20 protein-coding genes are annotated in these 22013 nt (G+C 62.3%); 13 read left to right on the top strand and 7 right to left on the bottom strand.

The genetic code is table 11. From position 1 onward, the window contains the following. Positions 1–17: 17 nt before the first annotated feature. Positions 18–1451 (bottom strand): methylenetetrahydrofolate--tRNA-(uracil(54)-C(5))-methyltransferase (FADH(2)-oxidizing) TrmFO, encoded by a 1434-nt coding sequence (gene trmFO, locus V4R08_RS04940; RefSeq protein ID WP_335578319.1) that lies wholly within the window; start codon positions 1449–1451, stop codon positions 18–20. A 306-nt stretch (positions 1452–1757) separates the two neighbouring features. After that, the gene (locus V4R08_RS04935) at positions 1758–2681 is read right to left on the bottom strand and encodes a DUF2189 domain-containing protein (RefSeq protein WP_335578318.1); all 924 of its coding nucleotides are present in this window, start codon (positions 2679–2681) and stop codon (positions 1758–1760) included. Between the two features lie 437 nt (positions 2682–3118). Between V4R08_RS04935 and V4R08_RS04930 the strand changes: the two genes are divergently transcribed. Further along, a complete protein-coding gene (locus tag V4R08_RS04930) occupies positions 3119–3490 on the top strand; it encodes a DUF3597 domain-containing protein (RefSeq protein ID WP_335578317.1) in 372 nt (123 codons plus the stop codon). Positions 3491–3586: 96 nt separating this feature from the next. Here the strand turns inward: V4R08_RS04930 and V4R08_RS04925 are convergent, their stop codons facing one another. Next, the gene (locus V4R08_RS04925) at positions 3587–3859 is read right to left on the bottom strand and encodes a GNAT family N-acetyltransferase (RefSeq protein ID WP_335578316.1); all 273 of its coding nucleotides are present in this window, start codon (positions 3857–3859) and stop codon (positions 3587–3589) included. Positions 3860–4054: 195 nt separating this feature from the next. After that, on the bottom strand, positions 4055–4336 hold the full coding sequence (locus tag V4R08_RS04920; RefSeq protein WP_335580184.1) for a GNAT family N-acetyltransferase: 282 nt from the start codon (positions 4334–4336) through the stop codon (positions 4055–4057). A gap of 256 nt (positions 4337–4592) precedes the next feature. On the opposite strand from V4R08_RS04920, the gene V4R08_RS04915 reads away from it, so the two are divergent. Next, positions 4593–5003, top strand: coding sequence for an NADH:ubiquinone oxidoreductase subunit NDUFA12 (locus V4R08_RS04915; protein WP_335578315.1), 411 nt, complete (start codon positions 4593–4595; stop codon positions 5001–5003). Between the two features lie 84 nt (positions 5004–5087). On the opposite strand, the gene V4R08_RS04910 is transcribed toward V4R08_RS04915, so the two are convergent. Continuing rightward, entirely contained in the window at positions 5088–6824 is a 1737-nt protein-coding gene (locus tag V4R08_RS04910) for a FecR family protein (RefSeq protein WP_335578314.1), read from the bottom strand. A gap of 415 nt (positions 6825–7239) precedes the next feature. Between V4R08_RS04910 and V4R08_RS04905 the strand changes: the two genes are divergently transcribed. Next, positions 7240–8160: a DUF2155 domain-containing protein gene (locus V4R08_RS04905; protein WP_335578313.1), complete on the top strand. Its 921-nt coding sequence runs from the start codon at positions 7240–7242 to the stop codon at positions 8158–8160. Positions 8161–8334: 174 nt separating this feature from the next. Here V4R08_RS04905 and V4R08_RS04900 read toward each other — a convergent pair whose 3' ends face one another. After that, entirely contained in the window at positions 8335–9339 is a 1005-nt protein-coding gene (locus V4R08_RS04900) for a DUF4062 domain-containing protein (RefSeq protein WP_335578312.1), read from the bottom strand. Between the two features lie 709 nt (positions 9340–10048). On the opposite strand from V4R08_RS04900, the gene V4R08_RS04895 reads away from it, so the two are divergent. From V4R08_RS04895 to thiL, 10 genes are all read left to right on the top strand, one after another. After that, positions 10049–11275 carry a GGDEF domain-containing protein gene (locus V4R08_RS04895; RefSeq protein WP_335578311.1) on the top strand — a complete coding sequence of 409 codons (1227 nt, stop codon included), beginning with the start codon at positions 10049–10051 and terminating at the stop codon, positions 11273–11275. Between the two features lie 110 nt (positions 11276–11385). Further along, a complete protein-coding gene (locus tag V4R08_RS04890) occupies positions 11386–11619 on the top strand; it encodes a hypothetical protein (RefSeq protein WP_335578310.1) in 234 nt (77 codons plus the stop codon). Positions 11620–11768: 149 nt separating this feature from the next. Further along, positions 11769–11960, top strand: coding sequence for a DUF3606 domain-containing protein (locus tag V4R08_RS04885; protein WP_335578309.1), 192 nt, complete (start codon positions 11769–11771; stop codon positions 11958–11960). Positions 11961–12140: 180 nt separating this feature from the next. Further along, positions 12141–13442: a serine hydroxymethyltransferase gene (gene glyA, locus V4R08_RS04880; protein ID WP_335578308.1), complete on the top strand. Its 1302-nt coding sequence runs from the start codon at positions 12141–12143 to the stop codon at positions 13440–13442. A 113-nt stretch (positions 13443–13555) separates the two neighbouring features. Further along, entirely contained in the window at positions 13556–14038 is a 483-nt protein-coding gene (gene nrdR, locus V4R08_RS04875; RefSeq protein ID WP_335578307.1) for a transcriptional regulator NrdR, read from the top strand. Further along, positions 14035–15186 (top strand): bifunctional diaminohydroxyphosphoribosylaminopyrimidine deaminase/5-amino-6-(5-phosphoribosylamino)uracil reductase RibD, encoded by a 1152-nt coding sequence (gene ribD, locus V4R08_RS04870; RefSeq protein WP_335578306.1) that lies wholly within the window; start codon positions 14035–14037, stop codon positions 15184–15186. Before nrdR ends, ribD begins: the two co-directional genes overlap by 4 nt. Before the next feature lie 68 nt (positions 15187–15254). Next, the gene (locus V4R08_RS04865; protein ID WP_335578305.1) at positions 15255–15863 is read left to right on the top strand and encodes a riboflavin synthase; all 609 of its coding nucleotides are present in this window, start codon (positions 15255–15257) and stop codon (positions 15861–15863) included. A gap of 141 nt (positions 15864–16004) precedes the next feature. Next, on the top strand, positions 16005–16496 hold the full coding sequence (ribH, locus tag V4R08_RS04860) for a 6,7-dimethyl-8-ribityllumazine synthase (RefSeq protein WP_335578304.1): 492 nt from the start codon (positions 16005–16007) through the stop codon (positions 16494–16496). A gap of 7 nt (positions 16497–16503) precedes the next feature. After that, complete coding sequence (nusB, locus tag V4R08_RS04855; RefSeq protein WP_335578303.1) at positions 16504–16989, top strand: transcription antitermination factor NusB; 486 nt, start codon at positions 16504–16506, stop codon at positions 16987–16989. Positions 16990–17183: 194 nt separating this feature from the next. Continuing rightward, entirely contained in the window at positions 17184–18155 is a 972-nt protein-coding gene (gene thiL / locus V4R08_RS04850) for a thiamine-phosphate kinase (protein ID WP_335578302.1), read from the top strand. Positions 18156–18226: 71 nt separating this feature from the next. Here thiL and V4R08_RS04845 read toward each other — a convergent pair whose 3' ends face one another. Then, positions 18227–21325 carry an Rne/Rng family ribonuclease gene (locus V4R08_RS04845; RefSeq protein ID WP_335578301.1) on the bottom strand — a complete coding sequence of 1033 codons (3099 nt, stop codon included), beginning with the start codon at positions 21323–21325 and terminating at the stop codon, positions 18227–18229. Positions 21326–22013: the final 688 nt, after the last annotated feature.

Genomic DNA, 22013 nt, shown 5'->3' with positions numbered 1-22013 from the left:
GAAGCGGTCTGTTGAACTTATGCAGCGGCCGCAACGCGGAGCGCATCCGCGATCCAGCGATCGAGGTCGGCGAGCGCGCGCGCACTGATAGCCTGCTTTTTCGCGATGGTCTTCTCGTTGCCGCGCAGCCGCGTGCCGTCCGGCTTCTTCGCTGGCGGATTGGCAAGCGGCGGAAACAATCCGAAGTTGATGTTCATCGGCTGGAATGAGCGGGGTCCGGCGTCAATGCTCTCGATGTGACCGCCGGTGATGTGGCCAATCAGCGCGCCGAGCGCCGTGGTCGGCGGCGGAGCGGCGAGGCTCCGCGCCCGCGCGTCCGACGCGGCATAGAGGCCGGCGATCAGGCCGATGGCGGCGGATTCGACGTAACCTTCGCAACCCGTCATCTGCCCGGCAAAGCGCAGCCGCGGCTCGGCGCGCAAACGCAACCGGGTGTCGAGCAGCTTTGGCGAATTCAAAAACGTGTTGCGATGCAGGCCGCCGAGGCGGGCGAACTCCGCTGTCTCAAGGCCCGGAATGGTGCGGAAGACACGGGTTTGCGCGCCGTGCTTCAGCTTGGTCTGGAAGCCCACGATATTGTAAAGCGTGCCAAGCCTGTTGTCCTGACGCAACTGCACAATCGCATAGGGCTTCACCGTCGGATCGTGCGGATTGGTCAAGCCGACCGGCTTCATCGGCCCATGGCGCAGGGTCTCGCGGCCGCGTTCCGCCATCACCTCGATCGGCAGGCAGCCGTCGAAGTAGGGCGTATCGGTCTCCCAGTCCTTGAAGTCGACCTTCTCGCCCTCGATCAGCGCGTCCACGAAGGCGTGATACTGCGCCTCGGTCATCGGGCAATTGATGTAGTCCGCGCCGTTGCCGCCCGGACCGACCTTGTCATAGCGCGACTGGAACCAGGCCTTCGACATATCGATGGAGTCGCGGTGGACGATCGGCGCGATCGCGTCGAAAAAGGCCAGCGCGGATTCGTCGGTCAATGCGCGGATCGCGGCGGCGAGAGGAGCCGAGGTGAGGGGACCCGTGGCGACGATGACGTTGCGCCAATCCGCCGGCGGCAGGCCATCGACCTCAGTTCGGCTGATCTCGATCAGCGGATGATCGTCGAGAGCCTTGGTAACGGCAGACGAAAAACCGTCACGGTCTACCGCGAGCGCGCCGCCGGCCGGAACCTGATTGGCATCGGCGCAGCGCATGATCAGCGATCCCAGCCGGCGCATCTCGGCGTGCAGCAGTCCGACCGCGTTGTTGGCGGCGTCGTCGGAGCGGAACGAATTGGAGCAGACGAGTTCAGCGAGGCCGTCGGTCCGGTGCGCCGCCGTCATCCGGTGCGGCCGCATCTCGTGCAGCACCACCCGAACGCCGTGATTTGCGACCTGCCAGGCGGCTTCCGAGCCGGCAAGGCCGGCGCCGACGACATGGACGTCAGCGCGGGAGAATTCGATCTGTGTCATGGGTGAAGAGGTAGCGCGTTTTTCGATCAAGGGGAATCGCGTTTGCGCCCCGCAACGATCGCAAAGACAGCAGCGCTCGCGTTCCTTACCGTGAGCGATTTGCATGAGACCAAGCGTTAAACACAAGAACACCAATAGTAATGAATATATGTTCATTACTATTGGTGTTCTTGCCGGTCCGGCCCCATCAATTGGCAGCGGTCTGGCCGTCCTTTGCGATCATAAGACCCCGGCTTCGGGAGGGCTTAACGTCTCTTGAAGCCGGGGATTGCGTTCCGTTTCAGGTCGCGACCGAAAAACGGAATACTATAGATCGGTCCGTCTCCAGTAGTGCCACTGGAAGAGCACCGACGGGAAGTCGGCGGCGTAGCGCTTTTCCGTCTCCCTTTCCGGGACTTCGTGCGATGGCGACGTCAAGGGGGTCTCGATCGCCTTCCGATAGAGATGCCACGTCGCATGACCGAGCAGCGGCATCACAATCGTGAGGCCGAGGAAGAAGGGGATCGTCCCAAGAACCAGCAGGACGGCAACGATCAAACCCCATTCCGCGGCTGCGACTGGATTTTTCGCGACCACGCGCATCGACGTCAACATGGCATCGGTCATGTCGGCGTGCTGGTGGAGCATCAGCGGGAACGACACGATGCTGATGCACAAGGCGACGGCTGCAAACAGGAATCCGACGCCGCAACCGACCACGATCAGGCGCCAGCCCTCGGGCGTGGTGAAAACCCGCGTGACGAAATCGGGAATCGCCGATGCGGGTGTATTGCCGAAGGTGGACACATAGATCGCGTGCGCGGTTGCCACCCAGACGGCGAAAATGGCAAGCAGAAGCGCGCCCAGTCCAAGCATCGATCCGAACGACGGTGCCCGCAACACGCGGAGCGCGTGCCAGGCGGAGGCCTCCATGCCGAGTTCGCGCCGATAGCTCAGTTCATAGAGTCCGAGCGCCGCAAACGGCCCGATCAGGGCAAAGCCGGCGGCGACCGGAAACAGCAGCGGAAAGATCGAATAACCAAGCACTGCCCGCGCCAGCAGGAGTCCGAGTATGGGATAGATCACGCAAAGGACGATGGCGTGGCTCGGTACCGCCTTGAAGTCTTCCCAGCCCAGCCGCAACGAATCGAGAAGGTCGGAGAAGCCGATATGACGGATCACCGGTCCGTCTACACCGATCGCCCCTGATTGTAGGCGTGTCGTGATGTCTACAGGGTAAGAGGTGGCCATGTTCCTGTCTCCCTTTTGCGGGGCCAATCCTCCGCCAGAAGGCGCGAGTTGGCCCCTTCGGAAACGATCACGATCAAGCCCAGACGCGAGAGCAAGGAACCTGGTCTTGCCGCGACCTGTCAGGCAATTCTAATTCCTATCGTTGATTTTCGTTGCTCACGGTTCAGTGAATTTTTGCCGCCGCAGAGGAGGGCAGAGGACGACCCTATCGAGGCTTTCGATTGCATGCGAGCGGATGCGTTTGCCGGCGAAGCGCAGAATGCGACATTGTGATGTCGTCCGCGGCGCGCGCGGAGCAGAAGCTCCGTCGGCGGCTTGGCATTGCCGCATTGGCAAGCCGCAACGAGGCGGCTACTCTTTTCGGCAATCCAGCGGAAACAGACGCGAGGTTTCGCTTTTGGATAGGCGCAAGACTTGACGCTATTGGGAGCGGTACAATGAGCATATTTGGAAAGATCATGGGCGCCATCTTCGGTACGCAAGCCGAAGCGGCAACACCGACAGGTGAAACAGGCGGCGGTACAGCCGTTTCATCGGGCGGTGCGGTCGCGAGCGTCGATGTCACTGCCATTCTCGACAAGGCCGTCGCCGCCAAGAAGGAAAAGCTGGAATGGCGGACCTCGATCGTGGATCTGATGAAGGCGCTCGATGTCGATTCCAGTCTGAGTGCCCGCAAGGAACTGGCCAAGGATCTGAAATACCCGGGCGACACCAACGATTCCGCGACGATGAACATCTGGCTGCACAAGCAGATGATGGCTGAGCTCGCAACCAACGGTGGCAAGCTGCCGCCCGACATGAAACACTGATGCGATTGTTGCCAAGCGCGAGTGCGCATTCCCTTTGATAACGGAAGGGCGTTCGCATGTGATGAGATCGCGAACGCGAACGCCTGACGCGCGGCTTCAAACCGCGCGGTCGGCTTCTTCCGGATGCTTGTCGAGATAGACGGCCACGAATCCGCAGCCGGCGACCACCTTCAGACCCTCGGCCCGGATCAGCGCCAGCGCCCCCTTCACCAACGCCGAGGCAATGCCGCGGCCGCGCAGTTCGCGCGGCGTTTCGGTGTGGGTTATGACGACCGTACCCGGCGCGAGGCGGTAGTCCGCGAAAGCAACGCCGCCTTCGGCTTCCAGTTCAAAACGGCTCAGGGCTTTGTTGTCGTGGACGGCGGTCATATCTGCGCTAGAGCCTTTTCGCTTCTGATGGAATCAGAAGCGAGGCTCTATGATTTTGAATTGACGCGTTTTCTTCACGCGAACCGGTACCCACTTCGCTTGAAAACGCTCTAAATCCCTCCGGGAACCGACGCATATCGTGAGCCGCGATGGATAGCTCAAGTCCCACCCTTCGCGACGACGTTGCGCGTATCCTCACAAATTCGGCCTCAGCAGATCGGCATAATCCGGATGCTTCTCGAGCCAGTCCTTCACGAAGGGGCATTGAGCGCGAGCCCTGAATCTATCAGCGCGCACCTGATCCAGCGCACCCTGCACGAGTTCCGAGCCGATGCCCTTGCCTTCGAGCTCGGGCGGCACCTGGGTATGGGTGAAGACGATCACTCCGTCCAGAAATCGGTAGTAGGTTGCGGCAACATGCCCGTCCACTTCGATTTCGTAGCGATGTTTTTCCATGTTGTTGACGACTTCGGACATTTCACAACCTTTATATTTCTTGTTCCTGAAAGCCACATTCAGAGTTTTAGCGAGGCAGTCAACTGCCGTGGGCCAACCACGCTCGTCATGGTTGGCGCTGCGGATGGCGTCGGGTGGGGCATCCAAAACATCCGTGGGGTGGGTTAGCCGAAGGCGTAACCCGCCAATATCCGGAGGCCGCGGTTGCGCTGGACAAGACGGCGGCGGGATGCCATCAAATCAGGGTGTCATGACACTTCCGCGACGGATTCCGACAATGAAGCAGTTTTTCCTCAAACTTTTTACCTGGTGGAATAGCCAGACCTTCGGCACGCAATTCTGGACGTGGCGCTTTGGCGAACTGGTCGGCAAGGACAGCCAGGGCAACTGCTATTACCGGACACGCGGCGGGAAGATCGACCCGACGCTCGGCTTCGAGCGGCGCTGGGTAATCTACAATGGCTATACCGAAGCCAGCCGCATTCCGCCGGAGTGGCATGGCTGGATGCATCACATCGTCGATGTGCCGCCGACCAAAGAGAACTATCAGCCGCGCGAATGGCAGAAACCGCACGTGCCCAACATGACCGGAACGCCCGCGGCCTATCGGCCGCCCGGCTCGACGCTGGCAAGCGGCCGTCGTCCCGCGGCGACCGGCGATTACCAGCCCTGGACACCGGGACAATAGACGGCGCGGGCTCGCGACTTCTATCTGTCTACACCCTGATCGTCGTCTTACGGCGCGCCGCAGTGTGGCGTGATCGCGAGAAGGTTAGTGCTTGACTGAAGCAGCGAAGATTCCACTGCCGAGGTAGTTCTGTCCGGCGATGCCGACCTTACCGCCCATTTCCCCCACGGGGTCGGTGCCGCCTTGGAAAAAACTGCCCTGTAACGCCATCGTTCGGTTGCCGACATTTCCGGCAAGCGTTCCGCCGAAATTGCGCGGGTCGGTGTTGAACGACACATTGCCGGAATAGTTGGTGCTGTCGAGATTGGTCACGCTCACCGCGCCGGATCGCGCACCGAAGTCAACGGTGTTGGAGAAGTTGCCGGCGACGAAGCCCGCGCTCTGCACGTTGGCGATGACGTGGCCGGTATAGGTGGCGGTGCCTGTGATCGGCACGTCACTGATGCTGCCCACCGGACGTCCGGCAACCCAGGTACCGACAATTGTCTCAGTGAAAGGCGAGTTCGGAGTGGTATTGGTTACGTGCCATAAGCCCCACCGCGTGTAATCGCATTGACATACTGTAAGATCGGGTACTCCCGAGGAGACGCCGATTTGCTTGGTAGCGTCGTTGTTGAGGACAGCGATCTCGCCGTTAATTGGAACACCCTGGATTGATTGTCCGCTGTCAGTTGGATGGGTCGTTGCTCCACTTGCAGTCGTAGCGCTAAAATTATTGTAGTTCGTGTAGACGCTGTTCGCCGGTCCGGACGATCCCGTCGATCCGAACTCAAATAATACGTTACTGAACGCATTGAGAGCTACCATAAAGGGCCTCAAGGGATCGTAAACGTAAGTGCTAAGTGTCCCTGCCACACGATTGTTGGTGGCATCGAGCTTGATTTCCGAGGTGCCGGTAAAAGGAGCAGCTTGAGAGCTCAAACCTGGGTACGCGATTACATCTATTCCGCTGGCATATCCAGAAATTGTAACGTTTGGACGGACGTTATCGAGCGGCGTGGGCTGGCGTGAAGCCAGCTGCTGCAGCGCAGTCTCCTGACTGGACGTCTGCACCGACTGGGTGAATGTCGACGAAATCGCGTTGATAAGCCCGGCGACCGGATTGGCCGGCGTCGGCATATTCGAGCCCGTGACCGATCCCCCCGATGACCCGGTCGCCTTTTGCTCGGCAGACGCGATATTTCTTGCCGATGCCGCGCCCCGGCGCGCGCCGCCCGTCTGACCGGCGGTGCTCTGGAACGCCACGATCAACTGCTGCACGAACCCGGGCGGCGGCAGGCCGGGCAGGGTCGGCGGCCCACCGGCCTGGGTCTGGGTGAATTCACCGGCATGGAGCGTTACAGTTTGCCCGCCGGAATTCACGGTCATCGTGCCATAGCCGGAATAGATACCGCCCTTGCCGTCGGTCATCATCACGCCGCCGCGGATGCCGATCAAGGCCGACGCGGTCTTGATCTCGGCATCGCCGTTATGGCTGATCTGGCCACCGACGAAACGCAGCGCGCCCTTGCCAAGCGTCGCCGCCAGCTTGCCGGTGTTGGCGCTGGGGTCATAGACGTATTCATCGATCGTGATGTCGCTGTTCGGACCGATGGTCATTGAGGTCTTGTCGAGGAACAGCAGTTGCACCGAGCCGCTGGCCTTGGTCTGGATGCGCTCCTTGTGGGCGATCGACTGACCGATGGTGATGGTCTTGAGGTTGGCGGTCGCGGCCGGATTGACCGCCGATGCCGTGCCGACCTGTTGCGCCTGCGCCGTCGCGCCGCCGAGCGCCAGCCCAGCCGCCGTCATCGCAATCCGAAGCGCCCCCGTCCGGCTCATGGCAATTCCCCGACACGCAAAAACTGAAAAGCGAGTATAGGCTTAAGTATAGCCCTGAATACCCCGAATGCGCCAACCCCGCACGCTTACCAAATACCGCAGGAGATGCGAATCATCGTATCTGTTGCCTCAAGTCCACTGCCCAAAAAGTTCACCGTCCAAAATCCACTGTTTGCTTCGGCCTCTTGGTGCCGCCGTCGATTTTGATGCCGACTTCGATGCCGATGCGCCGTACGCTTCCCGTGTCTCCAGTTCGAATTGTGCCATGGACGGTTCCGCGGCTGTCGCTATGCGGGCGCAGGGGCAGCCGCCCTTTCCCCGCCGTAATCGGCGTGTTAACCGGGACGCCTGCGAGCGGCTTGGATATCTGTACAATGGTCCGGCCCTGATTCGAGCCTCACAAAGCCGCGCAAAGATGTTTCGAACCATTGTCATAGCCGGTTGTGCGGCTTTCGCAGTTGCCGCCCTGGTCGCGGCTGCATCGCCTGCGCACGCGCAAATAGGCAATATCTTTTCGGATCCCCCGCCGCGTCCGCCGGGCGCCATTCCGCGCGGGCAGGTCGCGCCCGAGGACGACGAGGAAGAAGTGCCGGACCTGCCGCGGCAAGGACGCGTGCTGCCGGCTCCGCTGCATTTGCCGCCCGGGCAGGGCGCCCCACCTCCCGGCCCGGTTCAGGCTCAGCCGCTGCCGCCGCCGCCCGGAACTACGGTGGTTCCGCAGAATGCGCCCGGTGGAGTTGCCGCCGCGCCGCCTTCGCCCAATCATACGCCCGCACAGCATCCGCCGCGCTCGGCCCCGCCCACGCCGGCCACGCTGCAACCGGGCGATGAAGTCGTCACCGAGCCACCGGCCCAGAAGGTCATCAACAAGAAGGCCGTGTTCTCGGGCCTCGACAAGATCACCGGCCGCATCATCCATTTCGACGAGGATGTCGGTGAAACCGTGCAGTTCGGCGCGCTGCGGGTGAAGACCGATGCCTGCTACACGCGCCCCGCGACCGAAGCGGCCAATACCGACGCCTTCGTCGAGGTCGACGAGATCACCCTTCAGGGCGAGGTGAAGCGGATTTTCTCCGGCTGGATGTTCGCGGCGAGCCCCGGCCTGCATGGCGTCGAGCATCCGATCTACGATGTCTGGCTGACCGACTGCAAGGATCCGGAAACAACCGTCGTCAACGCGCAGCCGGATCAGCCGAAACCGGCACCGCCGCCCACCAAGCGCCCGCCGCGACAATCCACGCGCCAGCAGCGTCAGGCAGCGCCGCCGCCGCAACCGGCGCCATCGCCGCCGCAGCAACCACGGAGTAATCCGTTCCTTCCGCCGTTCCAGCGATAGTGCTGGTGGAGTGAATTTGATATTCGCTACCCACTTCGCAGCAAACCCGGCAAGCGAATGTCAAACGCGGCCTGCCTGTGGAAGTAATGGCGGCACTGGCGAAACAGCCGACAAACGGAAGGTCCGTTACCGGCTAACCCCGGCATTGTTCAATGCGCTATTCGCCAGGCTGCGTTAGGTCGCTGTGGAGTCTGATTGACCAATCCTCGCCGGGCGTCTCGACTCGAGAAACCGTTTTCCTTTTTCGGTCACGCACCAGGCGATGTGATTGGAAAAACCCGCTATGATCGACCGGGACTTGATTAAGCCCAGAGCCTCCAGTTTATCCCGGATGACGATCGCGCTCTTTTCGTCAAGTTCGCAATAGTCCGAAATGTGAACGTTCTGCCGGTACCAATATCCAACAAGTTCTCGAACGTATGCCTCCGACGGGTTCTTGAGGAGGTGGTCATATAGTCCGACAAAAAGATCGCTCAATGAGATTGTCCGCGATACGGAGTCTGGAAACCCTTCTTCCGATCGATAGACAAGCAATTCCACGGTAACTGAATCGGCTGATGTTACGAGAGTCGGGTTAGTCGATAACTCGTCGCGATTGAGATCGGCGAGCTTCTGACAAAAGTCCGCGTTCTGGATGCGGAGTCTTTCCAATTCCTGGATGACCTTTGGATCGATGGCCTGATCACCGCGTATCCAGCCAACTCCTGGCTTCAAATTCACGGCGGTCGCGACCGCCAGCACGACTTTCATGCAAAGATCGCTTTCGTTGTTCCAAAATTCGACGATGCGGCTGATGCTCAAACGAGCTTTGAAGGCGTCCAGTTTTTCTTTTAGCCGTGCGTCAGTTTCTGTCTTGCCGACCGCAATGCTGGCTGGGTTTTCAGGAAGGAACGCAAGTATAGGAATGTCTCGTGATCGTGCGTATTCAAGCTCTTCTTCTATAAAGCTTAGCCCATTATCGGAGAGCGAGCCGTAACGGCTGCCCGCGATCGCGACGTAATAGTCGCTGCGATCGATGATCCGCTTGATGTAGGCGAGTTGTTGTTGATCTGTTGCTGGAAACAATTCCAGGCCGGCAGGTATGTATCCCGCTTTTGCCAACGTGTTGCTGACGGCCTGTCGTTCGTCCTGCAAATCAATGGAGGTCGAACTAATGAAAACCTGAAAAACCCGATCCACTTGAATTTTTCCTCATCCTCCCAATCCGGCCAACAGCCGTCCTCCTTTATGACGTCCGGAGCGACGCTGACAGCCGTGGTCGATCAGTCCCTGTCCGACATCTTTCCAGACAGCGCGCGGACCGTACAGGTGCACCGCATCCGACTTCTGGATTCCACAATGCGCTGACATCGTAAACAACCGACGTGCAGGATAGGGCGCGGAATTTCGTCAAGCATTGCTGGATCGGCAAGCGCGGCGCCGGCCGCGCATGGATCATTGAGCACCGATTTCCACCAGCCGTCATCCGTCTCGGCCGGCGATTGCTCCGCCCGTGCCCGACCCATCTCGTCGAATTGCTAAGGGGAGGGCACATGCGCCAATGCGCCGACCGGTTCGCTATGAGATGATATATGGAACATAAAAAGAACATTTCAAACGAAGATCTGCGCGGTGCGGCGGTCAGATCAATTGCCCCCAACGGAAATCGAGTTGGATCTTCAGTGCTTTCTGAATGGAGAGCATGCGCCATGGATAGACTTGAATTGAACGCTTGGGGGTAGCCATCTTGTTTAATGAATGCCGACGAACTGACGCGGATTTTCGCGAAAACTTGCACGCGCATCCGAACGAATTGCCAATGCGGGCGTGGTAGTTTTTTGCAATTCGAGGGAGTTCTCGGTCGGTCCGCGTCAGGGGCGCGAGTCCGGCAACGGTTGTCGGCATCGTCATGTCACTCGACATCTCGACTCTTTATCTCGTAGCGGCACTTGTCGGCGTGATGCTCGGGGTCATGCTGTTGTTCTTCGGACGGCAGCAGAAAATTCCCACGCTTAACTGGTGGGGCGCGGCTTATCTCCTCGGCGCCATCTCGATCGGAGTCTGGACGGTCGCGGGCCCGCTGCTGCGCGATACCGTGGCGCTGGCGCTCAATGCGGTGGGCTTTGTGGCCTGCGGCATGGTGTGGAGCGCAGCGCGTGTGTTCCACGGCCGCAAGCCGAATTGGCTGGCGTTGCCGCTCGGCGCCGCGGTCTGGCTGATCATCATCGTGTGTCCGCCCGATGAATCGTCCACCATGCGACTGACGATCGGTGCGGGCATCGTCGCGGCCTACGCGGTTCTGACCGCGAACGAACTGTGGTCCGAGCAACGCAAAGCCATGCGGAAGCGCTGGCCGGCGCTACTGGTGCCCATCCTGCACGGTTTTGTGCTGATGTTGCCCATACTGCTGGGTTATATGCTGCGCGCCGACGGCAGCAGCTTCCGCAGCGCCAAGTGGGTTCCGATATTCGCCTTCGAACTCGTACTCTATGCGGTCGGCACTGTTTTCGTCATCTTCATGCTGGTGTCGGATCGTACCGTGAAGGCCCACAAGGCCGCAGCTTCGATCGATCCGCTGACCGGCATGTTGAACCGTCGGGGTTTTGCCGAGGCGACCGCACGGGTCATAGAACGTGAGGCCAGTACCGGGCGCCTGGTGACGGCGCTCGTTTTCGACATCGATCATTTCAAGTCGATCAACGACCGCTTCGGCCACGCGGCGGGCGACGAAATTCTCAAGCTGTTCGCGATCGTCGTCACCAATACGCTGCGGACCACTGATCTGTCTGGACGGATTGGTGGCGAGGAATTTGCCGCCTTGCTGCCTTGCTCGATTGAGGAGGCGGCTGTTGCTGCGGAGCGCGTGCGCGAGGCGTTCGCCGTTAGCGGCATTACGGCCGAGGACGCGCCGGTCGAGACGACCGTGAGTATTGGCGCGGCAAGCGGTCCGCCAGGCACTGAACTCGAAGTGCTGCTCGCAGCCGCCGATACGGCGCTCTATCAGGCCAAACGCGGCGGGCGCAATCGCGTTCAGGTCGCCGAGGAGGAGCCGCTGTCGCCCGAGCAGGACCGGCGAAGGCCAGCGGTGTGGCCAGCACCCGCAGTCCGTCAATCCTCTGTCATGTGGCCGGTGTAATTAGAAGCCGTTCCCGGCAGGCGTCGCGATGCACAGCCCATTGATCCGGTCCGGCTTCGCAGCAGAAATCGTTAACCTTTTGTTTACCATGCGATACCTAGGATTTGCTCATGATGATCTCACGCAGCAACACCCAGACCGACATCCGGTCGCTCGAAGCCGCCGCGGCGAGCGCGCGCAGTGGCTTTGCCTGCATCTTTTCATCCTCAGACGAGTACGAGCACGCGCTCATTACGGAACGGCGCGCCCGGGGTCGGTATGCCGCCTCACGAAGCGGCTGGCCGACGATGGCCTTGATTGTTCTGGCGGTCACGATCGCGGGCACGGTTGCTTATTGCTTGTAGCAGCGTCCAGGCTGGCGACGGCGCCGGATTTGGCTTGAGAAGTCGGTGCCGCGGCCGGAATTCCGTTCGAAATCGGAATCGGACACCGGATTTTAACTGTGGCGGCACGGCATGGTGGCAGGCTGCAGCCCGGGTGCTAGACTTGTCCGATGATCCGGCTGGTCACAGTTGCATCGGTGATATCCACCTATCAGAAACCGGCGACCACGGTGGATACGAATGACGATGCCCAAACCGACGTTTGGGCGAGCCGGCTGAACGTGTCGCGCGACCGGCTGCTCGCAGCGGTTGCCGATGTGGGACCGTCGCTGGCCGCGGTGCGCCACTACCTCGCAAAATAAAACCTCAACCAGAGCGTTTACGCCGGCGATCCACCATATATTGCACGAAACTCAGGAAGGAGGCGCAACACCTTGGCCGCCCTGACCCGATGTGCTATCTGGCTGATACCGCTTCGATCGCCTGTTACTGCTGTTCGCACCCGGTGTTTAACGGGCTGTGCCGCCAAGGATATTCTGTAGATGAACTCTCCCGCCAAAGTCGCCTCCGCGCCCGATTCCTTCTTTACGGCCACCCTGGCCGAGGCCGATCCCGAGATCGCCGCCGCGATCAAGGGCGAATTGGGCCGTCAGCGTCACGAGATCGAGCTGATCGCGTCCGAAAACATCGTCAGCCGCGCGGTTCTGGAAGCGCAGGGCTCGGTGATGACCAACAAATACGCCGAGGGTTATCCGGGCGCGCGCTATTACGGCGGGTGCGAGTGGGTCGATGTCGCCGAAACGCTCGCAATCGAGCGGGCCAAAAAGCTGTTTGGCGCGCAGTTCGCCAACGTCCAGCCGAATTCCGGAAGCCAGATGAACCAGGCGGTGTTTCTGGCGCTGCTGCAACCCGGCGATACCTTCATGGGGCTCGACCTCGCCGCTGGCGGCCACCTGACCCATGGCGCGCCGGTCAACATGTCCGGCAAGTGGTTCAAGGCCGCGCACTACACCGTGCGGCGCGATGACCACCTGATCGACATGGATGAGGTCGCGCGCCGTGCAGAGGAGGTCAAGCCGAAGCTGATCATCGCCGGCGGCTCGGCCTATTCGCGACCGTGGGATTTCAAGCGCTTCCGCGAGATTGCCGACAGCGTCGGCGCCTATCTGATGGTGGACATGGCGCACTTCGCCGGCCTCGTCGCCGGTGGCGTCCATGCCTCGCCGGTGCCGCACGCGCATGTGACGACGACCACCACCCACAAGTCGCTGCGCGGTCCACGCGGCGGCCTGATCCTGTGCAACGACGAGGCGCTTGCCAAGAAGTTCAATTCGGCGATCTTCCCCGGCCTGCAGGGCGGCCCGCTGATGCATGTCATCGCTGCAAAGGCCGTGGCGTTCGGCGAGGCACTGCGTCCGGACTTCAAGATCTACGCGAAGAACGTCGTCGAAAACGCCAGGGCGCTGGCCGAAAGTCTGCGCGGCCACGGCTTCGACATCGTCTCCGGCGGCACCGACAACCACCTGATGCTGGTGGACCTGCGGCCCAAAGGGCTGCGAGGCAACGTCTCCGAAAAGGCGCTGGTGCGCGCTGCGATCACCTGCAACAAGAACGGCATCCCTTTCGATCCGGAAAAGCCGTTCGTGACCTCGGGTCTTCGTCTCGGCACGCCGGCCGCCACCACGCGCGGCTTCGGGGTTGCCGAATTCAAGCAGGTCGGCGGCCTGATCGCGGAAGTGCTCAACGCCATCGCGCAGGCTGACGACGGCAAGGCCCCGCTGGTCGAGGCGGCGGTGAAGGAGAAGGTCAAGGCGCTGACCGATCGCTTCCCGATCTATCAGTAATCGAAAGGGTCAACGCGTCGTCATTGCGAGCGAAGCGAAGCAATCAAGCATTCAGAAAGTATGGATTGCTTCGTCGCTATGCTCCTCGCAATGACGGATGAACAGGTGAAGTCATGCGCTGCCCGAGCTGCAACAGTCTTGATACTCAGGTAAAGGATTCCCGGCCGACCGAGGATTCGGCCGTCATCCGCCGCCGGCGCGTCTGCATGGCCTGCAATTTCCGCTTCACGACGTTCGAGCGGGTGCAATTGCGCGAACTCACGGTCATCAAGCGTAACGGGCGGCGGGTGCCGTTCGACCGCGACAAGCTGGTACGTTCGCTGCAAATATCCTTGCGCAAACGGCCGGTTGAGCCCGAGCGCGTCGAAACCATGGTGTCGGGCATCGTCCGCGAACTCGAGGGCGGCGGCGAGGCGGAGATTTCGTCCGAGATCATCGGCGAGATCGTAATGGAACATTTGCGGAGCCTCGACGACGTCGCCTATGTGCGCTTTGCCTCGGTCTACCGCAATTTCCGCGAGGCCAAGGATTTCGAGGCGGTGCTGGGCGAACTCTCCAGCGAGGACGACGCGCGGCCTGTGCCGCTGCGCAAATGATCTTCCGCATTCTGGAAGAGCAGTACGGCGAAAAACTCCGGAACGCCAAGGTCGCCGATTTGCGTTTCATGCAATTGGCGCTGGCCATGGGTCGCCGTAGCCTGGGCGCGAGCGCGCCCAATCCGGCCGTGGGCGCCGTCATCGTGAAGGACGATGTGATCGTCGGCCGCGGCTGGACCCAGCCGGGAGGGCGACCGCACGCCGAGGTCGAGGCGCTGCGGCGCGCGGGCGAGGCGGCGCGCGGCGCGACGCTGTATGTCACGCTGGAGCCGTGTTCGCATGTCGGAAAAACGCCGCCATGCGCCGATGCCGTGATCGCAGCCGGCATCACGCGTGTCGTGTCCGCAATCGAGGATCCTACGCCCGAAGTCGCGGGGCAGGGCCATGCGCGGTTACGGGCAGGGGGAATATCGGTCGAAGTCGGACTTTGCGCAGTCGAGGCGGCGCACCATCATGCCGGACATTTCCGGCGGGTCCGGGACAAACGCCCGCACGTCATCCTCAAGCTCGCAGTTTCCAGCGACGGAAAGATCGCTGCGGCCGGAGGCGCGCCGGTCGCCATCACGGGCGAAGCGGCCAAGGCGCGGGTGCATCTGTTGCGCGCGCAATGCAACGCCATTCTGGTCGGCATCGGCACCGTGCTGGCCGACGATCCTCTCCTGACCTGCCGCCTTCCCGGCATGGAAGCGCGCTCGCCGCTGCGTGTGGTGCTGGATCACGCGCTGCGTATTCCGCACGACAGCCGGCTGGTCCGGTCCGCGTGCGAGACGCCGCTTTGGGTGATGGCGTCGGATCCCGCCCAAGCATCCGCAGCCATGAAGCTCGGCGCCGCAGGCGTGCAGGTCGTGCGCGTTTCGGTCGCGGCTGGCGCGCCCGGGCTTGATCTGGCGGCGGTGCTTCGCGCACTTTCCGAACGGGGCGTCACCCGGCTGATGGTCGAGGGCGGCGCACGCGTTGCATCGTCGTTCGTCGCGGCTGGTCTGGTCGACGAAGCGTGGCTGCTGCGTGGTCCCGATCCGATCGGCGACGACGGCGTGGCGGCGCTTGGTGCCTTGCCGCTGACCGCCATCACCCGCTCGCCGCAGTTCAAGGTTCGTGGTAGCGAAACACTCGATCAGGATACTCTCGCGATCTACGAGCGTGTCTAGATCGAGCTACGCTTGAGGCCGTCATGCCCGGCCATGACGGTCGCAAGCATTGGATTTTGGAAGTTCTGATGTTCACCGGCATAGTGACCGACATCGGCGAGATCGAAAGCCTGACGCAGACGGCGCGGAACCGGCTGCACCGGTTGCGTATCCTCTGCCGTTACGATCAAAACACCATCGCCGACGGCGCGTCGATCGCGTGCAGCGGCGTGTGCCTGACCGTCGTTGCCTCGGGCGTCGCCGGCGGCCGGACCTGGTTCGAGGTCGATGTGGGAGCGGAGACGCTCGACGTGACCACGGCAAAGCACTGGGCGGCGGGAACGCGGCTCAATCTCGAGCGTGCGCTGAAAATCGGCGACGAACTCGGCGGCCACATCGTCGCAGGTCATGCCGACGGACTCGCCGTTATCGTCGCGCGCGACGATCAGCACGGCATGGCGCGCTTTGAATTGCGCACCACCCGGGATTTGGCGCGCTTCATCGCGGCCAAAGGCTCGGTGACGCTGGATGGCGTATCGCTGACGGTAAATACCGTTCGGGACGCAGCGTTCTCGGTGCTCATCATTCCGCACACGCTCGGTTTCACCACGCTGGGCGATTGGCGTGCCGGCAGCGAGGTCAATATCGAGGTCGACATGATGGCGCGTTACGCGGCGCGGCTGAGCGAGATGAAGTAGGCTTTCGATAAATGTGTCATGCGCGGGCTTGACCCGCGTATCCTTCCTCTTAACAAGATGGTTTGCCGGGCAACAGGCGAGCGAAGCGGCGCCGTTCTTTTCGAACTGCTATGCCTCGGCAATGGCGAACCGGAGCATGGTATGGCAGAGGCAAGGCGCGCACCAGTCAAGGATCAGGCCGACGTCTCGGGCGCACGCGCCCTGATCGTCGAGGCGCGGTTTTACGATGATATCCAGGATGCGCTGCTCGAAGGTGCGGTCGCCGAATTGAGCGCTGCCGGCGTCGGCTATGACGTCGTCACCGTTCCCGGTGCTCTGGAAATTCCTGCGGCGATTGCCATAGCGCTCGATGCGGCCGAACGGAGCGGCAAGCCTTACGATGCGGTAATCGCGCTCGGCTGCGTGGTGCGGGGCGACACGATCCATTTTGAGATCGTCTCGATGGAATCCTCCCGCGCGCTGATGGATCTGTCGGTGCAGCGGCGCGTGCCCCTCGGCAACGGCATCATCACGGTCAACACCGATGCGCAGGCGTGGGCGAGGGCGCGCGCGAGCGAGTTGAACAAGGGCGGCGACGCGGCGCGGGCGGCGCTGACGATGGTGCGGATCAAGCGCCGATTGGCGAAGGCATAACGGCGCGATGGCGGACATCAGGCAAAACATCGACAAGAAAGCCAACAGGCGCGGCGCGGCCCGGCTCGCCGCGGTGCAGGCGCTGTATCAGATGGAGATCGGCGGCGCGGGGATCAACGATGTCTTCGCGGAGTTCGAAAGCCACTGGCTCGGCAGCGAGGTCGAAGGCGACAAATATCTTCCCGCAGAAGCCGCATTCTTTCGCGACGTGGTGGCGGGCGTGGTCCGCGACCAGACCAGGCTCGACCCGTTGATCGACGATGCGCTGGCGAGGGGCTGGCCGCTGAAGCGGATCGACGCCATCCTGCGTGCGGTGCTGCGCGCTGGCTCGTACGAATTGGAGCACCGCAAGGATGTTCCGGCGCGGGTCGTGGTGTCCGAATATGTCGATGTCGCGCACGCCTTCGTTGAAAAGGAGGAGGTGGGCATGGTCAATGCGGTGCTCGATCAGATCGCGCGGCGTTTCCGCGCCGACGAGTTTGAGCGGGGGTAGGGTAGCGCCGAAGATAAGATGATGTCGTCATGCCCGGCTTTATGCCGGGTATCCACGTCTTGCTGCGGTTCAGACGGAAAAGACCTGGATGGCCGGGACACAGGCGAGCGGAAGCGACGCCGTTCTTCGAACGGCTTTGCCCGGCCATGACGAGTTTGACTGTGGCGAGAATCACGTTCGCAAGGATCAACCGCATGTCCTCCGGTGAAGACGATCTGATTGCGCGCTATTTCAAGCCGATCGCGACCGATCCCGGCGCGCTGGGGCTCGCCGACGACGCGGCTGTCTTGAAATGCGGCGGCGACGATCTCGTGGTTACGGCCGATGCCATCGTCGAAGGTGTGCATTTCCTCGCCGGCGATCCGCCGGAAACGGTCGCGAAGAAGGCCTTGCGGGTCAATCTCTCCGATCTCGCCGCCAAGGGCGCGACGCCTGCCGGCTTCGTCCTGACGCTGGCATTGCGTGACACCAACGAGAGATGGCTCGCGCCATTCGCGCGCGGGCTCGGCGACGACGCAACCGCGTTTGATTGTCCGCTGCTTGGCGGCGACACCGTCGCGACGCCGGGGCCGCTGACGATTTCCATCACCGCCTTCGGCCGCGTGCCGCCCGGCGGAATGGTCATGCGCGGCAGCGCGGAGCCGGGTGATCGCATCGTCGTCTCAGGCACGATCGGCGACGCAGCGCTGGGGCTCGCCATTCTCAAGGGCAAGCTCACGGTCAGCGATGCCGCGGTCCGAGAGACGCTGCTCGGCCGCTACCGGGTTCCGCAGCCGCGCATCGGCCTCGCTGGCGTGTTGCGGAATTATGCGCGTGCCGCGATGGACGTTTCCGACGGCCTGGCCGGCGATCTCGCAAAACTGTGCGCGGCGTCGGGAGTTTCGGCGGTGATCGATGCCGCGTCCGTTCCGTTGTCCGAGGCCGCACGCGGACTGATGGAGCAGGGCCAGACCAGTCTCGAGAGCGCGGTGAGCGGCGGCGACGATTACGAGATCTTGTGTACGGTTCCGGAGGATCGCTTCGAGGCCTTCGCTCGGGCGGCGCGCGGCTTCGGCGTCGCGGTAGCGCCGATCGGGGTAGTCGTCGCGGGCAAGACGGCGCCGAAATGGCTTGATGCGGAAGGCAAGGAGATCGCGCTACCGCGGCTTTCCTACAGTCATTTCTGAAACCGCGCTTCGTCCGACCGCACGAAAACGCCCGGCCAGGCCGGGCGTTTTGGCATTCGAGGGAGACCGGTTCAGGTGCCGCTGCCGAACCGGCGCGACCACCACCCCGCACGGGGCGGCCGGACTTCGGCCGATGCTTCGGGAGGCTGTTGCGGCTCAGGCGCCGATGGTTCCGGCTGGCTTTGAACGATGGGCGCTTCCGGCGGTGCTTCCGAGGCGAAGCTCACTTTCTCCCGCACCGTCGAGCGACGGCGAACGGCTTTTTCGGATTCTGCCTCATCCCTGGCCTCAACCGGAGGGCTCTTCATTTCCGGCTGCGTCGCGGTGTGCTGCGGCTGAGCTTCGATGTCGGGCGAACCGGCCTGCGGTTCAGGGGCGATCGGTACCGAATCGAAGTCCGCGACGGCTTCAACGACCTCCGGCGCTGAGGGAGGACCGAGTTCGTCGGAAATCGAGCCGACAACGCCGGCGTCAGCGCTGCCGCGGCGCCGACGACCGCCACGACGCCCACGACGACGTGGGCGCGATTCTCCGTCCGGAGATTGATCGGCCCGCGCTTCGCCGTCCTGAACTCCGGCGTCGTCTCCGTTATTTTCGACGTCGCCGGTCATAAAGCGTGCCGCGGCGAAATCGGCGGCAATCTGGACGTTGTCCGAGCCTTCGTTGCCGTGCGCGGTCTGGTCGTCGCTGGCTTCTACGGAACGTTCACGCCGGGGCCGGCGGCGCCTGCGCTTGCGGCCCTCACCCTCGGCTTCGCCACCCGCTTGTTCATCGGCGCGGCTCTCGGTGTCGCTGGTCTCGATCTCGGCTTCGATATCGAGTGGCTGCTCATCGTCATTGGCCTCTTCGGCCTGCGGTGGGGATGCGGCAAGTTGTGCGGCCAGCAGCGCTTTCGCAGCCTCCAGCGTATGCACCTGCTCACCGCGATCAATGATGAAGGATTGCTGGCCGGCGATCGAGGGATCGGCGACCACGGAGAGACCAACCTTGAAGCTGTGTTCGAGGTCCCGCAGATGGCCGCGTTTTTGATTGAGTACATACAACGCGACGTTAGTGCGTGTCCTCACGACAAGGTCGTGCGTCGCGCCTTTCATCAGGACTTCCTCGAGGCTTCGCAGCAACTGCAACGCCACCGATGGAACCGAGCGGACGTGGCCGCTGCCTCCGCAGTGCTGGCAGGGCTCCGTCGAACTTTCCAGCATGCTGGCGCGAATGCGCTGGCGTGACATTTCCAGAAGACCGAAGTGCGAGATGCGTCCGACCTGGATGCGCGCGCGGTCGTGGCGCAGGCAGTCGCTGAGCTTGCGCTCCACCGCGCGGTTGCTGCGCTTCTCGTCCATGTCGATGAAGTCGATGACGATCAGGCCGGCGAGATCGCGCAATCGCAACTGTCGAGAGACTTCCTCGGCGGCCTCGAGGTTGGTCTTGAGCGCCGTATCCTTGATGTGATGTTCGCGGGTCGAACGGCCCGAATTGACATCGATCGACACCAGCGCTTCGGTTTGGTTGATGACGATGTATCCGCCGGAGCGAAGCTGCACCGTCGGCGAGAACATCGCATCGAGCTGGCTTTCGACGCCCATGCGCGAGAACAACGGCTGACAGTCGCGATACTGTTTCACCGCGCGGACGTTGGTCGGCATCAGCATCTTCATGAAATCGCGCGCCTCCTGATAGCCGGCTTCACCGGCGACCTGGATTTCGTCGATTTCCTTGTTGTAGAGATCGCGCAGAGAGCGCTTGATCAGCGAGCCTTCCTCGTAGACGAGTGTCGGGGCCTGCGACTGCAGGGTCATGTCGCGCACGGTTTCCCACATGCGGATCAGATACTCGAAGTCGCGCTTGATCTCCGGCTTAGTGCGCGAGGCGCCGGCGGTGCGCAGGATGACCCCCATGCCCTCGGGCACGTCGAGGTCCTGCACCACGTCCTTCAGCCGCGAACGGTCCTGCGCCGAGGTGATCTTGCGGCTGATGCCGCCGCCGCGCGCGGTATTGGGCATCAGCACGGCATAGCGGCCGGCCAGCGACAGGTAGGTCGTCAGCGCCGCGCCCTTGTTGCCGCGCTCCTCCTTCACCACCTGCACCAGCATCACCTGGCGGCGCTTGATGACTTCCTGAATTTTGTACTGACGGCGCTGCCGGTAGGCGCGCTCGGGCACTTCCTCCATCGCATCATCACCGCCGACGGATTCGACCTGCTCATCTTCCTCGGCGTCGTCCTCACCATCCTCATCCTCGGCGTGAGCCTCCTCGCCATGGAATCCGACATCATGAGGCTGACCGTCGTGGTCGCCCGGCTCGTGATCGTGCGCCTCATCGTGTGTTTCGAGGGCATGATCAGCCTCAGGGGAGACGGCCGGTTCGATATGGTCGTCCGGGGCGCCGCCGTGGGCGGACGGCTCGAAGCCGGCCGCGTGATCCGATGCTGCCGCGACCGGGGTATCATCCGGTGCAGGTGCAGCTGCGACCGGGGCTTCGCCGGTGTCATCATGCGTCTCATCATCTATGAAAGCGTTGTCGTGCGACCCGCCGGGGTGGTCGGCATCGATTTCGTGATGATGATGATCGGAGTCGTACGGATGGCTGTGCCCGATCTCGTCGTGCCCATGCTCGTGCGGGTGATCGTGATCCGCGTCATCCTCGCGGGGATGATCGTGATCCTGCACCCCGTGTTGCTGCCTGATGGAATCGTCCGACGCGGATTCGTCGTGCGCCGGGCTGAACGGCGGCGCGTCCATCCCCGCGTTCTGTTGGGCCGCATCCTCGATAACGGCGCTTTGCACGCGTTCGCCGTGATCGCGTCGACGCGAGTTGCGATGCCGCGAACGGCGGCGGCTGGAGCGATCTTCCGACTCTTCCTCCGCCTCGCGGTGCGCGCGTTCGTCGGCTTCGATCAGCGCCTCACGGTCGGCGACCGGAATTTGATAGTAGTCAGGATGGATTTCGCTGAACGCAAGGAAGCCGTGCCGGTTTCCGCCGTATTCGATAAACGCGGCTTGCAGCGAAGGCTCGACGCGGGTGACCTTGGCCAGATAGATGTTGCCGCGCAGTTGCTTGCGTTGGGCGGATTCGAAATCAAATTCCTCGACGCGATTGCCGCGGACCACCACGACCCGGGTCTCTTCCGGGTGGGTGGCGTCGATCAACATTTTGTTGGGCTTGTTGGACATTTTGGAGCTCTTGGCGGCGGAGGGCGCATGGCACGGCGCGCGCGTTCCGCGCGGCCGGGTGACGCAACGGTCCACCTGATTCGGGGGTGAGGGGAAGGCTGCGACGCGATCCGGGGCGCCATACCGACCCTGCTCCCGGCGCGGCGCGACGCGCGAAGCTCTCACTTCGCGTCGGCGCGGCCTTTGCGGGGATATTGGCCGGCTTTTCAGTTTGGCGCATCAGGCGTCTGCCCGTCTGAACAGGTTGGCGGCAAAAGTACCGCCATGTATCTCGCTGCCGGACCGACGCGGCGCACAAGCGCCCGTCGGCTGTCGTACCTCGTGGCCGCAGGGCCGAGACAATCAGTCGTGACCTTTCTGAAGCCGTCCCGGGCGCAACTATCGTAACCTGAGACCGGACGCCCCTCGAGCTTGAAACTGCCGCTCCAAATCGACCGCGCGACGCGCTGGCTATGGAGGGGTCAGGAACGCCGGAACTTCTAACAATTTGAAGCCCTGCGCTGCACCGGGAGGCTGAACGCGACACAACCGGGAGTTTAACCGTCAGCAACAGCTTACATACGTGGATTGCTTGCCGCTTGCAAGGGACAGCGTCGCAGGCCGGCAACACCGCCAGAATTTTTTGTCATTGGCCGATTAAGGGCCGATTAACCCTGCGGTCCTATTGCGGTAAATTGCGGTAAGGTAA

The organism is Nitrobacter sp. NHB1 (assembly GCF_036964665.1).
GTDB lineage: Bacteria > Pseudomonadota > Alphaproteobacteria > Rhizobiales > Xanthobacteraceae > Nitrobacter.
This window is presented reverse-complemented; position numbering and strand designations above follow the sequence as displayed.

Excerpts from the sequence above, each read along its gene's own strand:
- trmFO (WP_335578319.1), bottom strand. The coding sequence starts at position 1,451 with ATGACACAGATCGAATTCTCCCGCGCTGACGTCCATGTCGTCGGCGCC.
- V4R08_RS04935 (WP_335578318.1), bottom strand. The coding sequence starts at position 2,681 with ATGGCCACCTCTTACCCTGTAGACATCACGACACGCCTACAATCAGGG.
- V4R08_RS04930 (WP_335578317.1), top strand. The coding sequence starts at position 3,119 with ATGAGCATATTTGGAAAGATCATGGGCGCCATCTTCGGTACGCAAGCC.
- V4R08_RS04925 (WP_335578316.1), bottom strand. The coding sequence starts at position 3,859 with ATGACCGCCGTCCACGACAACAAAGCCCTGAGCCGTTTTGAACTGGAA.
- V4R08_RS04920 (WP_335580184.1), bottom strand. The coding sequence starts at position 4,336 with ATGTCCGAAGTCGTCAACAACATGGAAAAACATCGCTACGAAATCGAA.
- V4R08_RS04915 (WP_335578315.1), top strand. The coding sequence starts at position 4,593 with ATGAAGCAGTTTTTCCTCAAACTTTTTACCTGGTGGAATAGCCAGACC.
- V4R08_RS04910 (WP_335578314.1), bottom strand. The coding sequence starts at position 6,824 with ATGAGCCGGACGGGGGCGCTTCGGATTGCGATGACGGCGGCTGGGCTG.
- V4R08_RS04905 (WP_335578313.1), top strand. The coding sequence starts at position 7,240 with ATGTTTCGAACCATTGTCATAGCCGGTTGTGCGGCTTTCGCAGTTGCC.
- V4R08_RS04895 (WP_335578311.1), top strand. The coding sequence starts at position 10,049 with ATGTCACTCGACATCTCGACTCTTTATCTCGTAGCGGCACTTGTCGGC.
- V4R08_RS04890 (WP_335578310.1), top strand. The coding sequence starts at position 11,386 with ATGATGATCTCACGCAGCAACACCCAGACCGACATCCGGTCGCTCGAA.
- V4R08_RS04885 (WP_335578309.1), top strand. The coding sequence starts at position 11,769 with ATGATCCGGCTGGTCACAGTTGCATCGGTGATATCCACCTATCAGAAA.
- glyA (WP_335578308.1), top strand. The coding sequence starts at position 12,141 with ATGAACTCTCCCGCCAAAGTCGCCTCCGCGCCCGATTCCTTCTTTACG.
- nrdR (WP_335578307.1), top strand. The coding sequence starts at position 13,556 with ATGCGCTGCCCGAGCTGCAACAGTCTTGATACTCAGGTAAAGGATTCC.
- ribD (WP_335578306.1), top strand. The coding sequence starts at position 14,035 with ATGATCTTCCGCATTCTGGAAGAGCAGTACGGCGAAAAACTCCGGAAC.
- V4R08_RS04865 (WP_335578305.1), top strand. The coding sequence starts at position 15,255 with ATGTTCACCGGCATAGTGACCGACATCGGCGAGATCGAAAGCCTGACG.
- ribH (WP_335578304.1), top strand. The coding sequence starts at position 16,005 with ATGGCAGAGGCAAGGCGCGCACCAGTCAAGGATCAGGCCGACGTCTCG.
- nusB (WP_335578303.1), top strand. The coding sequence starts at position 16,504 with ATGGCGGACATCAGGCAAAACATCGACAAGAAAGCCAACAGGCGCGGC.
- thiL (WP_335578302.1), top strand. The coding sequence starts at position 17,184 with ATGTCCTCCGGTGAAGACGATCTGATTGCGCGCTATTTCAAGCCGATC.
- V4R08_RS04845 (WP_335578301.1), bottom strand. The coding sequence starts at position 21,325 with ATGTCCAACAAGCCCAACAAAATGTTGATCGACGCCACCCACCCGGAA.